The 12,973-nt window shown below is 41.4% G+C and carries 14 protein-coding genes; 7 read left to right on the top strand and 7 right to left on the bottom strand.

The window, feature by feature from the left end; genetic code table 11:
• Positions 1-47: 47 nt before the first annotated feature.
• Together MKX97_RS12035 and MKX97_RS12030 are read right to left on the bottom strand one after the other, a co-directional pair.
• Positions 48-527 (bottom strand): HAD-IC family P-type ATPase, encoded by a 480-nt coding sequence (locus MKX97_RS12035; RefSeq protein ID WP_342537509.1) that lies wholly within the window; start codon positions 525-527, stop codon positions 48-50.
• Positions 511-1,134: an HAD family hydrolase gene (locus tag MKX97_RS12030; RefSeq protein WP_281250672.1), complete on the bottom strand. Its 624-nt coding sequence runs from the start codon at positions 1,132-1,134 to the stop codon at positions 511-513. The genes MKX97_RS12035 and MKX97_RS12030 overlap by 17 nt, the downstream gene beginning before the upstream one ends.
• 257 nt (positions 1,135-1,391) lie before the next feature.
• On the opposite strand from MKX97_RS12030, the gene MKX97_RS12025 reads away from it, so the two are divergent.
• A complete protein-coding gene (locus MKX97_RS12025) occupies positions 1,392-2,888 on the top strand; it encodes a multicopper oxidase domain-containing protein (RefSeq protein WP_342536071.1) in 1,497 nt (498 codons plus the stop codon).
• Between the two features lie 341 nt (positions 2,889-3,229).
• Positions 3,230-3,787 carry a YdhK family protein gene (locus MKX97_RS12020; protein WP_342537508.1) on the top strand — a complete coding sequence of 186 codons (558 nt, stop codon included), beginning with the start codon at positions 3,230-3,232 and terminating at the stop codon, positions 3,785-3,787.
• Between the two features lie 162 nt (positions 3,788-3,949).
• On the opposite strand, the gene MKX97_RS12015 is transcribed toward MKX97_RS12020, so the two are convergent.
• Positions 3,950-5,146: a chromate transporter gene (locus MKX97_RS12015; RefSeq protein ID WP_342536070.1), complete on the bottom strand. Its 1,197-nt coding sequence runs from the start codon at positions 5,144-5,146 to the stop codon at positions 3,950-3,952.
• Between the two features lie 15 nt (positions 5,147-5,161).
• Positions 5,162-5,491: a PadR family transcriptional regulator gene (locus tag MKX97_RS12010; RefSeq protein ID WP_078818210.1), complete on the bottom strand. Its 330-nt coding sequence runs from the start codon at positions 5,489-5,491 to the stop codon at positions 5,162-5,164.
• A 372-nt stretch (positions 5,492-5,863) separates the two neighbouring features.
• On the opposite strand from MKX97_RS12010, the gene MKX97_RS12005 reads away from it, so the two are divergent.
• The 3 genes from MKX97_RS12005 (at position 5,864) to MKX97_RS11995 (ending at position 9,182) form a co-directional block, all read left to right on the top strand.
• Positions 5,864-6,535, top strand: a complete 672-nt coding sequence (locus MKX97_RS12005) for a response regulator transcription factor (RefSeq protein ID WP_342536069.1) — start codon at positions 5,864-5,866, stop codon at positions 6,533-6,535.
• A gap of 3 nt (positions 6,536-6,538) precedes the next feature.
• Complete coding sequence (locus MKX97_RS12000; RefSeq protein WP_342536068.1) at positions 6,539-8,005, top strand: HAMP domain-containing sensor histidine kinase; 1,467 nt, start codon at positions 6,539-6,541, stop codon at positions 8,003-8,005.
• A gap of 64 nt (positions 8,006-8,069) precedes the next feature.
• The gene (locus MKX97_RS11995; protein WP_342536066.1) at positions 8,070-9,182 is read left to right on the top strand and encodes a hypothetical protein; all 1,113 of its coding nucleotides are present in this window, start codon (positions 8,070-8,072) and stop codon (positions 9,180-9,182) included.
• Positions 9,183-9,468: 286 nt separating this feature from the next.
• Here the strand turns inward: MKX97_RS11995 and MKX97_RS11990 are convergent, their stop codons facing one another.
• Both MKX97_RS11990 and MKX97_RS11985 read right to left on the bottom strand, forming a co-directional pair.
• On the bottom strand, positions 9,469-9,996 hold the full coding sequence (locus MKX97_RS11990) for an isoprenylcysteine carboxyl methyltransferase family protein (RefSeq protein WP_078818206.1): 528 nt from the start codon (positions 9,994-9,996) through the stop codon (positions 9,469-9,471).
• 1 nt (position 9,997) lies between these two features.
• The gene (locus tag MKX97_RS11985) at positions 9,998-11,077 is read right to left on the bottom strand and encodes a 3-oxoacyl-[acyl-carrier-protein] synthase III C-terminal domain-containing protein (protein WP_078818205.1); all 1,080 of its coding nucleotides are present in this window, start codon (positions 11,075-11,077) and stop codon (positions 9,998-10,000) included.
• A gap of 93 nt (positions 11,078-11,170) precedes the next feature.
• Here MKX97_RS11985 and MKX97_RS11980 point away from each other — a divergent pair, with 93 nt between their 5' ends.
• Both MKX97_RS11980 and MKX97_RS11975 read left to right on the top strand, forming a co-directional pair.
• Positions 11,171-12,199 (top strand): LLM class flavin-dependent oxidoreductase, encoded by a 1,029-nt coding sequence (locus tag MKX97_RS11980; protein ID WP_342536063.1) that lies wholly within the window; start codon positions 11,171-11,173, stop codon positions 12,197-12,199.
• Complete coding sequence (locus tag MKX97_RS11975) at positions 12,186-12,485, top strand: cupin domain-containing protein (RefSeq protein WP_342536061.1); 300 nt, start codon at positions 12,186-12,188, stop codon at positions 12,483-12,485. The genes MKX97_RS11980 and MKX97_RS11975 overlap by 14 nt, the downstream gene beginning before the upstream one ends.
• Positions 12,486-12,539: 54 nt before the next feature.
• Here the strand turns inward: MKX97_RS11975 and MKX97_RS11970 are convergent, their stop codons facing one another.
• A complete protein-coding gene (locus MKX97_RS11970) occupies positions 12,540-12,950 on the bottom strand; it encodes a hypothetical protein (RefSeq protein ID WP_342536059.1) in 411 nt (136 codons plus the stop codon).
• Positions 12,951-12,973 lie beyond the last annotated feature (23 nt).

Here is a 12,973-nt window from a genome sequence, read left to right as displayed (position 1 = left end):
ATACAACTACTTAGAAGCAAATTGATAGGGAAGAGATTGAAACATGATTAGTCTGCCGAATTTATATAGGGGCCCTGCAGCCAATGGATTGCAATGATATTGTATCCAGCAGCCCACCACAGGTTTTGTATCATTTTACGATAGGTTGCCCTTGAAAGTTTGATAATATTTACGACGTCAAGCGGATTGCTTTTAATCAGAACATCATCGGCGGTTTCGATAGCTACATCTGTATTTGCACCTGCAGCAATGCCTAAGTCTGCTTTTGCAAGGGCGGGAGCATCATGTACACCATCTCCAGTCATTGCAGTCCGAAGTTGTTCAACTTTTTGTATATGCTCTATCTTTTCGGACTTCTCGTGTGGAAGGACTTCAGCAAAGATCTCTTCCATTGCGAGTTGTTCACCTACATAATGCGCCACTTTTTCATTATCGCCTGTAAGCATGATTGATTTGACGTTCATTTCTTTTAACTTTTTGACTGCCACTATAGCAGTTTCGCGAACGATATTAGCAAGGGGGATCATAACCGACAAGTTTTTTATTAATCAACGTAAATACTACCGTCTTTTCTTCAGAAGACCATTGATCAAATTGAACATTATCAAATTTTAGATTCAACTCTTTCACATAACCGGGACTGACGACCATGACTTGTTTGCCATGCACAGTCCCTTCCAATCCCTTCCCAGCGAGTGATTGAAAATTTCCCACTCGCTGCAGAGGGATGCCCATCTCTTCTGCTTTCCTAGTTACACCTTTCGCAAGAGGGTATTGGGATTGTGCTTCAACCGCGGCTGCAAAAGAAATAACGTCTTTTGCACTGAAGTTTTCAAAAGTGTAAATGTTTGTTACGCCAAATTCGCCTTTTGTAAGTGAACCGGTTTTATCGAAAACGATGGCTTCAATATTTTGGGCACATTCAAAAGCAGCTCGATTTCGTATGAGAAGTCCATTTTTAGCTGCTAGTGATGTTGAAACTGCCACAACCAAAGGAGCTGCCAGGCCTACAGCATGTGGACAAGCAATGATTAGTACTGTCACCACTCTTTCCATTGCGAAGGAAACAGGATAGCCAAGGGAAATCCAAATAATGAACGTGATCAGCCCTGCTGCTAATGCACCGTAAAACAACCATTTTGCGGCACATTCGCCAGGTCTTGAGCCCGTGATTTGGATTCTTGCGCTTCCTTTACTAAGGTGATTACTTGTGAAAGGTATGTTTCACTGCCGATTTTCGTAATCAGTAAATCCATTGTCCTATAATTCGTATCAATTAAGTCAAGTCTTTGCGCGCATGGTGACATTTTCCAAATATAATGTTCTCTGCATATTTTTTTCATACTTTCTTGTTACACTAAAATCGCAATAAAAAAGAAAGGGGAAAATCGATGGGAATTAAGATGAAGCTTGCTGCTGCGGCAATTAGCATTTTCATAATAAGTGGTTGCAGCAATAATAAAACAGAGCCTGTCCAGAGTATGGATCATACAACGGAGGGTCAAAACAAAGGAGAAACGGACCACTCCATGATGGAGGGACACATGAGTCACGATCAGGTGGTCAGTTTAAACGATTCAACGGGTAAAAATGAATTGAAAATCCCATCCCTTCTTAAGTCAGAAAAAGACGAAGAAGGAATCGTCTACACTGTCCGCGCGGAAAAAGGAAAAACCGAAATATTTGACGGCGTTGAGTCAGACACTTACGGATACAACGGATCTTTTTTGGGACCTATGCTTCGTTTTGAAAAAGGCGAAACAGTGAAAATTAAAACGGTAAATGAATTGGATGAAGAAACTACTTTCCATTGGCATGGGTTAGAGGTTGCAGGAGATGTCGATGGGGGTCCCCACGATGCTCTTAAACCGGGAGAGGAAAAAATAATTGAGTTCAAAGTGGATCAAGAGGCATCAACTTTATGGTTCCACCCCCACCCCATGGGTAAAACTGCTGAGCAGGTTTACAACGGGCTTGCAGGATTGATTTATATTTCTGATAACAATTCCGAAAGACTTGAACTACCAGATGAATACGGGGAAAATGATATCCCATTGATTTTTCAAGATCGGACATTTGATGAGCAAAAACAATTGAATTATAACGCAGCTAAGAATGAAGATGGCACAATCGGAGATACATTATTGGTAAATGGTACGTTAAATCCAAAGTTAACTGTAAATAAAGAGAAGGTTCGTTTACGCTTATTAAATGGATCAAATGCAAGGAACTTCACCTTCAAGCTGAATACGGGAAATTCGTTCGTTCAAATTGCAACGGATGGTGGTTTCTTAAATGAACCGGTTACGTTAAATGAAATTACCCTGACGCCTTCTGAGAGAGCGGAAATCATCATTGATTTTTCAAAGATCCAGACAGATGATGACCTGGCGTTAATAAATGAAGAGGAGTCAGTTCTTTTACCATTTGAGGTTTCGAACAAAAGTGCATCAACTAGTAAGACTCCAGTGGAGATGAATGATTTTTCATTGACAGAGGAAGAGCAGGATTTGCCGGTTACCAAGACAATTGAACTTTTTGGCATGATGGACATGGTAACGATAAATGGAAAGAAATTTGATCCGAAACGTATTGACTTCACACAACAGCAAGGGGTCACTGAAGTATGGGAGATTTACAATAAGCCGGATATGATGGGTGGTATGATTCATCCATTCCATATCCACGGCACACAATTTAAAATTCTCTCACGAGATGGAGCAGAGCCACCGGAAAATGAACGTGGATGGAAAGATAGTATATCCATTAAACCGGATGAAAGAGTGAAGATAGCTATACAATTTAAACATAAAGGTGTATATATGTTCCATTGCCATATCCTTGAACATGAAGACAATGGCATGATGGGGCAAATTAAGATTGAATAATAGATAATACGCGAAGATCGTGATAGCCAGTGCTGATTAGATTGCACTGGCTGTTTGACTATTATTAATGAAATTATTAGGCTTTCTAATCTGTTATTTAAAGATGGCTCACATCATGTTTCTAACACAACATAGTGGAAAAGAAAAAAGCCATGATACAGATAAAATAAGGATTTTTTAAGGAGTTTTTACTTTTGCGTTTTAAACCTTCTGTAAAGGGCAAAATACTACCGAAAACAAATTGGAGGTAGATCTCATGAATACCAAGTTCGGAGAATATCTAGAGGCCTGCAGAAAAAAATCATATTTCAAATCAAATTGAGAGGTGTTAATGAATGAAAATGAAACCATATGTACTAATTTTCACCATCGCAATCATGATGGTCATCAGTGGATGTGGTAAGAATAACAGCGATGGAGAAAACTCAGGTACTAATAATGAATCCCAACATGAGAACATGGAAATGGAGCATTCTGGATCAGGTGAGGTCCCGCCAACCTTAAAAAAAGCGGAAAATCCAACATATCAAGTTGGAAGCACAGCAATCATTGAGACAGATCATATGAAAGGGATGGAAGGTGCCGAAGCAACAATAGTAGGTGCATATGATACCGTAGCCTATACCGTTTCATATACATCAACGACGGATGGAAAGCGGGTGGAGAATCATAAATGGGTAATCCAGGAAGAATTAAAAGATGCAGATGACAAGACTTTAGAAAAAGGAAGTGAGGCTACCTTACTGGCCGATCATATGCAAGGAATGGAAGGTGCAGTGGCGGAGATTGATTCAGCTGAACACACAACTGTATATATGGTTGATTACAATCCGACTACTGGCGGTGAGAGAGTTACAAACCATAAATGGGTTACGGAAAGCGAACTTTCTGGTAACTGAAGATTTACCTAAGGAATATTTAGGCGAGGGATAACAGGGGAGACATCGATCGCTTAGCATATTGTGGGCTAGGAATCATAATTTGAAATGGTCAGATTGTAAGGTAAGAAATTTAATTGACTAGTTACACCACTCAAATTTATCGAGTGGTGTTTTATATATTTACTGAATCATTGCCAACAGCGATCCGCCTACAGCCCCGGAAACTACAATAATCCAGGGAGGAAGTTTCCAGTAGGCGAGCATACTAAACAAAATTGAGGCTAAGGCAAAATCCACAGGTGCTAAGATGGAACTTGTCCAAATCGGAAAATAAAAGGCGGAGATTAAGATTCCGACTACTGCTGCATTCACGCCCAATATTGCGCCTTTAATTTTAGGGTTGTTCCGTAAACTATCCCAAAAAGGCAATGCACCAAGGATCAGAAGGAAAGCTGGTAAGAAGATCGCGCCCGTTGCGACCAATCCGCCGAGCCAACCATTCATAACAGTGCCTAAATAGGCAGCGAAGGTGAATAGAGGACCGGGTACTGCTTGTGTTGCTCCATAACCAGCTAAGAAAGATGCCTCACTTAACCATCCGGTAGGTACAAATTCTTGTTCTAATAAAGGTAAAACAACATGCCCGCCACCAAAAACTAATGAGCCGGCTCGATAAAAGCTATCAAACATAGCTACCCAATAGGAACCAGTTATTTCTCGCAGGATCGGCAATAGAAAAAGCAAACTGAAAAACAGTGCTAGAAAAATCACTGAAATTCTTTTAGCGATTGGGAATGGCGAGCTTGTTTCTTCGGATTCTTCAGGTTGTTTGTAAAGAAGAAACCCAAGGAGTGCAGCTAGTAATATAACGCCTATTTGAGTGAAAGCTGTTTGCCAAACCAGTGTACCGACTAGAGCGAATAAAGCAATGGCTTTTCTTTTGATATCAGGAGTTAAGTTTTTTGACATGCCCATTATGGCATGGGCAACGACAGCTACCGCTACAATTTTTAATCCATGAATCCAACCGGCAGTTCCGATATCAAATCCTTTGAGTAGCAAAGCAAATAGTATTAAAGCAACAACTGAGGGGAGTGTAAATCCTAAAAAAGAAATAATCCCTCCTAAAACTCCTGCTCTCATAACTCCTATGCCTATTCCTACTTGGCTGCTCGCCGGTCCTGGCAGGAATTGAGCTAACGCAACTAAATCAGCATAACTTTTTTCATCCATCCATTTTCTTCGACGTACATATTCCTCATGAAAGTACCCCAAATGAGCGATTGGTCCCCCAAAAGATGTAAACCCGAGTCTTAATGAAACTAAAAATATTTCTAAAAGTGATGTAATTTTCCTACGCGGATTCGTTTGATTCATTAGTAACTCCTTTTATTAGTCATTGATTTCTTTAAAGAGTTCGTATGCCTTTTTCCTCGCCTCAATCAGTATTAGATCTCCTTTTTCAGTTATCGTATAATATTTTCTTATTTTCCCCTCCACTTTACGTTCCTCCTTCATTAGAAGACCGTCTGATTCCATGGAATGTAATATTGGATAAAGAGTACCTGGGCTGATGGTATAGCCGTGTTCTCTAAGTTCTTCTAGCATCCACACACCAAAAACGGGATGTTCTTTTGCGTGATGCAAAATATGTATGTGAATAAAACCAAGAAAAAGCTTGCGTAACACTTTGTCGTTTTCCAAATTCTCCCCTCCTGTCATTAATAACGAAAGTCAATATCGGTAACCGTTATTGAGAATATAACACTGTTAATACTGTCTGGCTAGTCCGATTGATGAAAGTTTACATATTCTTAACAGTATGCCAATTCATCTTCAGTTGTTTTTGTCTAATCATGTATAATACCTAAATGTGTTAAATGGAAATATGATAGTTTGAATTTATCTGCTAGAACAATGCTCTCTGGTTTCCTGTCAAAAGCTATTATCTTTAAAATTGAAATTGTGTAAACGAATTTTGAGTGTTTAAAGGAGAAGCATATCGGCTCAACGGGCTCTTTATTTAACCAGGCAACAACTTAGCAACAAGTTCACGCTATACTAGATATAGCTTAGAAGTAGGAGAAGATGAAAATGGAACACGTACAAAAAACGATCTTAATTATAGAAGATGAAGAATCGATCTACGATATACTATCGTATGCTTTACGGAAAGCCGGGTTTCGAGTCATGGGTGCATCTACAGGAGTGAAGGCGTTAGAAATTCTACAAGGGATCGAGATTGATCTTATTATTTTAGATATCATGCTGCCTGATACGACGGGCTTTGAGCTTTGCAAAAAGATCAAGGTCATGACGAATTCCCCGATTCTCATGCTGACGGCGCGCGATGATATCGTAGACAAAGTTGTAGGCCTCGAACTCGGTGCAGAAGATTATATGACGAAGCCATTTGATATTCGAGAAGTTCTTGCGCGTGTGAATGTGTTACTTCGACGCAACCAAACGCCATATCGATTGATTTACCTCAATGAGAGTATCCATATCGACCCACGTGCCCACTCCGTTTTCAAGGATGGACAATTGGTCACATTAAAGCCGAAGGAATATGAACTCTTACTATTATTCGCTCAACATCGGAATCAAGTATTTTCAAGAGAAGAAATCCTCGACACCGTCTGGGAAATGGATTATGAAGGCGGACTGCGAACAGTGGACGTACATGTTCAACGAATTCGTAAGAAGCTCGAATCATCACTCATCGAGACGGTATTTGGTGTGGGTTATAGAATGAGAGGATATTGAGCAATGAAATTAACGATCCGGAAGAAATTCTTCATTGTTTTTTTCATCTTGTTTTTCTTTGCAGCTGTTCTGAGTAATCAAATCATGGCGAAGATACTTGAAAAATATACGATGACCAATCTCGAAGAAGCTGTGACCTCTCTGCAATATTCGTCGACTCAATTTATAAAACAATTTGAACAACTGCATCCGCAAAACGGAAACTTCATCGTTGAACACAGTGATTCACTTGCGAATGAATTAAGTAAAATGAATAACCAAAGTGTAGCTTTGTTTGATAGCGAAGGGCGGTTTTTATATGAAGCTGTGCCAATCGATCGCCCAATTCTTATGGAACAGCAACGCTATCAAGCAAGTGTAGGGGAGAACAGCAGCGAGGAGTTAAAACAAGCATTTCAAAATAAATCTTCTTATACTATTCAACCGCTGCGGGAGGGGACACTTCTCTATTTCGCGTACCCGCTTTATCTGAATGATACGCTCTACGGAGTCGTTCGTTTTACAGCAGATTACACGGATGTTTTCTTACATAATAAAAGCCTGCTTCGGGCATTCACCTTGCTTACCATACTTTTGTTTTGCGGCGTCTATTTAATTTCATTGTTATTAGTTAATCAATTCATACGAAGAGTTAAAGAAGTGACAAGTGCAACAAAAAGGATGACAACAGGCGACTATCAGCCAATTTCTGCAAACAAGGCATCCGATGAAATAGGTGAACTGGCTCAGAATTTCCAGCAGATGCAATTGCAAATTCAGCAGCATATTCAAACGATTGAACAGGAGAAAGACAAAGTGGTAGTGCTCGAAGAAAAACGCACAACTTTCTTCCATAATATTACCCATGAACTGAAAACACCGCTGACAACCATTTCAGGCTATGCTCAAATAATAGGAGAAAGAGCATTTGATGACATAGAATTTCTACAAAAAGCTTCTTTGAAAATAAGAAAAGAGAGCGAACGTCTAAATGAAATGGTCACTCAATTACTAGCGCTGTCAAAATACCAATCGCATGTGTCAGCTTCTATTCATGAAACTGTAGATGTGTATCCGATGCTGCAATCTGTCTGTGAAGACCTGCAAATGATGGCAGCTCCACGCGACATGAAGATTCATCTGCAAGGCCGTCCTTATATAGTGGAGGGCAATCCGAATGAAATCCAGCAGCTCTTTATTAATGTAATTGATAATGCCATACTGCATGGAATACCAGGGTGCATTATTGAAATCACTGTAGACCAAGAAATCATGGTGACCAATCCATGCGCGCCTATACCTCCGGCCATTGCCGACAATATATTCGAACCATTCGTGCATAGTAAATCGGAAAACAGTTCAGGCTTAGGATTATTCATATGTGCGGATATTACGGCACGTCATCACGGAACGATTCAGTTTGAAGAGAAAAATGGACAGGCTGAAATCAAAATAAAAATACCTCAACAGAAACATGTCGGCAACAAGTAAAGCATGGTTGGCAACAACATTTTTTTATGATCAATCTGTACGCTACTAACAGGAGGTTATGAAAATGAAAAGAAAATGGCATGGAATTGCGGTACTCACGTTAAGCAGTATGCTGGCAGCAGGCTGTTCACTTTCCGGAGAAGCGGCGCCAAAGACTGTAACGTTAAGTGACAATGTAAAACTTGAAAGTGCGTTGGATGAGAACCATCTACTCATCACGCATAAAGCTACGTTTCCCATTGAAATTACAGCGGATTACACAGGTTTTAAAGGGAATCAGTTGTATTTCAATCAACACAACGCAATGTATAAGTATGATGTAGAGAGCAAAAAAAAGGAAAAGGTGATGGGAACACCGTTCACCTCTATATCGGATGACGAACAGCGAGCAATTTCACATGTAAATGAAAAGTTTTACGTACATGATTTTCAAAACGGCACGAAAAAATTTATTGGCAATGCTACGGAGGAGTGGAGTACGTACTTTGGAGATGCTAAGGGTTCGTCGGTCATCCAAGTAAAAGACACTAGCGAAAATTTCACAGTGGAAAAGACCGTCTTAGAAAACGATCAAAAGTTCAGTTGGGATATTGATGAAGTCTTTGATAGTAACGGTATAGCAATCAATTCATTTCAATCGAGCGAGGAAGGAATATATATTGCAGGTAATTCTTTAAAAGAAGGATATGGCTTGTATCATTTATTGGATAATGGAGATGTGAAAAAACTTTCATCTTTGGAAGGGGTAAATTCAATGGCCCGCTTTCAGTTTTTAGATGAGCAGACGATCATTTTCAATGATGAATACAAAGGCAAATCGGGTATTTATACGCTGAATCTATCAACAGGAGATGTGACACAGCTTGTAGCGGGTGGAGAGGATAAAGAAGGCATCTGGGTGCCGTTTTATAAACTATCGCCGGATAAGAGTAAAATTTTATTTGATACGCCGGTGCAAGTTGGCAAAGAATATAAAACCAATGTCTATGTAGCGGAGTTTGTAGAAGGCAAACTAACAAAGCCTGCGCTGCTTATGCAAAATGCAGAATTATTTGCCGTGATTTCGGAGACGGGTTATTGGAGCGATGATTCAAGCAAAGCCTATATCAGTACGACGGTTCCGGGAAATGACAAAATCGATGCAATAGAAGTTTTTAAAATCGAATTGGATAAATAAATATCAAAACACAGACTGTCCTGAAAGTCCAAAACGGCTTTCAGTAACAGTCTTTTTTGCACGATCGGTAAGTAAAGCAGCGAAACGAGCCAAAGTATGCGGTAGCCACACCAATCAGATTCAGAAACGCACCAATCAACTATCCATCCGAACCAAACTATCTCCGAAACGAACCAAACACCTTCAGAACCGCACCAATCCAGCCCTGCGCCACACCTTTTCTTTGTTTACCAACCGACTGGATGAAACAAAAACTCCCGTATTTACCGGACATCATCCTTTCGAATTAAAACACCTCATTATAATCCGTAAGCTCCCGCAGTGCTCTTTCCTCCGCAGGAATTCGGACCGACAGCATCCACAGATTTAGAATAAAGAATAATCCAGCGGTAATATACGCATTGAACAATAAGGGCAAGACGATCAATTCCGTAGTCACAATTACATAATTCGGATGGCGGATCCAGCGGTAAGGCCCTTTTTTCTGAACGTTCGCCCCTGGCAAGATGAGGATCTTTGTATTCCAAAACTTGCCTAGCGATGAAAGACACCAAACACGCAGTACTTGCATCAGCAGAAAAATTGCCAGCAGGATGCTCCAAAAAGCCGGCAAAGGACGATTAAAAATGAGTACTTCCACAAGCAATGAGACGAAAAATGCAGTATGCATCAGCACCATCCACTTATAATGTGCCGAACCAACTTCAATCGCGCCTTGGCCGAGCATCCACCGTTCATTGCGCTTTGCTACAGCGAGCTCCACCAATCGCTGTATGACCACGATAATGAAGACAATCAAGAATAAACCGCTCATCTTACTGCCACTCCAGCAACAGAAGCTCTCCGCAGAAGCCAGGACCGAGAGCAGCCATCAACCCACGTTCTCCCACAGCCGGCTGTTGTTCAATAAATTCTTTCAGCACATACAGCACAGTAGGAGACGACATATTGCCGTGGTGCTGCAAGACTTTTTTCGAAGTAGCGGTTTCATTGGTATCCAAATGAAGCGCGGCCTGATAAGCGTCCAGCACTTTCTTGCCCCCTGGATGTGCGACGAAATGATTAATGTCGGACATTGACAGCTCTTGTTCTTCGACAAACTGGTGGACGACCGGTCCAAGCCAGCTCTTGATGATGGTCGGGATGCTTTTCGAAAACACAACATGAAGGCCATCATTTTTGATATCCCACCCCATGACGTCCTCTGAGTCCGGCATGAAGCGAGAGGAAGTCGCGCGGATGGAAGGCATCGGACGTATACTTTTCACTGTCGACTGTTCTCCTGAAACGAGTGCACAAGCAACACCGTCAGAAAATAAAGACACACCCACTAAATTGCTTTTTGATACATCGTCACGCTGGAACGTCAAACTGCATAGTTCAATCGCCAGGACGAGTACATTTGATTCGGGGTACGCTTTGCAATAATCAAATGCGCGGCTCATGCCCGAAGCACCGCCTGCACAACCAAGTCCCCAAATCGGAATACGTTTGATATCATGACGAAACGGCAATTGATTAATAAGGCGCGCATCGATACTTGGCGTGGCCAGACCGCTGCTTGAAATGAAGAAGATTGCATCAATCTCAGCAAAATTTACCGGACGCGCAAGTGTGGCTGTATTATTGAGACATTGTTCCACCGCTGTCTTACCAAGCTCTACGGCGTGTTTGATATAGACATTATTTCGAGTTTCAAAATCATGCGGTTCAGCATACCATTCAATCGGCATGCATACTTGCCGTGTATTAATCTCTCCATTTTGAAACACTTGAAGTAAACGATCAATGTTTTTAAATGAATCCGAAAACAAAGAACGGGCAAACGACATGGCTTCTTCTTGCTTGATTTCAACTGGCGGATAAACGGTACTGACAGAATGAATTGTTGGCATAGGCAACCTCCGTTAAAAATTATAATGAGCTAGAGTGGTGAGTTATGCTGAGACTTCTTGTAAACTATATGCAACAGAAGAGGAGGACTTGTCTTGAAGGTCAAATTAAGTATCTTGGATCAATCGCCTATTTCAGACGGGCAAAACGCTCACGAAGCTCTCCAGCAGACAGCCGAGCTAGCGTTAAAAGCGGAGGAGTGGGGATATACTCGTTTTTGGGTGTCAGAACATCATGATGCATCCACATTGGCAGGTTCATCTCCTGAAATCTTAATGGCACATTTGGCCACTATCACTTCCACTATCCGCATCGGGTCTGGCGGTGTCATGCTACCTCACTATTCCCCTTATAAGGTGGCAGAAAACTTTAAAGTGCTCGAAGCGCTGTTTCCCGGACGAATTGACGCCGGAATGGGCAGGGCACCGGGCGGAATGCCGCGAGCGACATATGCCTTAAACAAAGGACAGTATCAAAACAGAGAACAATTTCCAGATCAAGTGGATGAATTGCTGATGTATTTACATGATGCATTGCCTGAAGACCATAAATATGAAGGGTTAAAAGCGACTCCGATTACGCAGAGTGCACCGCCGGTATGGATGCTTGGTACGAATGAGGGGTCAGCAAGTTTAGCGGCAGAAAAAGGTTTGCCGTATGTTTTTGCACAATTCATTAATAGTGAGGGTGGCGTGGAAGCTGCAAAACACTACCGCACTAACTTTCAAGCCTCCGATTATTATCAGCAACCGGAACAAGCCTTGGCGGTTTTCTGTATTTGTGCTGAAACAGAGGAAGAGGCGAATCGCGTGGCGTCTTCATTGGATTTATTGCTGATCATGCAACAGCAAGGAATGCCGGTTGAGGGAACTCCAACACCTGAGCAGGCGGCTGAGTATGAATACAGTCCACTCGAATGGGAACTCGTACAGCTCAATCGCGAGCGTATGAGCGTAGGTACTCCAGAAACTGTTCGCAAGCAACTCGAACGGCTGGCGGATGACTTTCAAGCCGAAGAAATCATGCTTGTCACAATAACTTATGACTTTTATGATAAGCTGAAATCATTTGAGTTGATTGCGAATGAATTTTTGAAAGGAGCGAAAGAAAATGAAACTGATTGACACGAAGAATCAGCTGAATGACAAAGAAAAGCACATGGGAAAAGTAGTTGGAGTGGACAATGCCACATTGACGAACATCCAGCTAAAAGCAGGCGAGGAAATTGCTGAACACGATTCAAAAAACGAAGCAATTATTATTGTACGTAAAGGCAAGGTACGATTTACGGTGGAAGGGAAGCCGGTTGAGGTGACACCTGAAAACATTCTGCACATGGCACCGCTTGAAAAGCATAGCCTGCATGCAATTGAAGAAACGGATTTAGTGTTAGTTCAGGTGCAACCATGACTCCGACTTTTTGAACAGCTTGTTTAGGGCTGAAATCTGAGATGTCGTTGCACATTATTCAGTAATCTTATAAACCAACGTATCGAATAATTCGCCTTCAATATATTGCAGGAATGCCCATTCTCCCGCCTCTGGTATTTGTACATTGGAGGGGGTATGTGCATCCGCTCCATTGTTTTCTCCCGAAAGCCCGATTGTCCAGCCAGATGTTAAAACCTGATGGACCGTTCCCGTTTCTCTATGATAACCGATCACTGTAAATTTTTTATTTACTGGGTTTTCTAATCCCCACAAATGCCACATCCATTTTTGAGTTTGCAGGCTTGGCATATCAATGCCAATGACTCCAGATTTATTTTCATTCCCAATCATTTGATCCGAAAGACGAACTGCTTTATGATCCCAATCGATACTGTCAAAATCCGTTTCTTTTACAAAGTCGGGTATGTCTTCAGGCAGTTTCAATATACTTTCCTCTTTTTGAGAAC

Origin of the sequence: Sporosarcina sp. FSL K6-3508 (assembly GCF_038615825.1) — a bacterium.
In the GTDB taxonomy this organism is placed as follows: Bacteria; Bacillota; Bacilli; order Bacillales_A; family Planococcaceae; genus Sporosarcina; species Sporosarcina newyorkensis.
The sequence above is the reverse complement of the archived record's forward strand: the minus strand, read 5'-3'. Positions and strand labels throughout refer to the sequence as shown.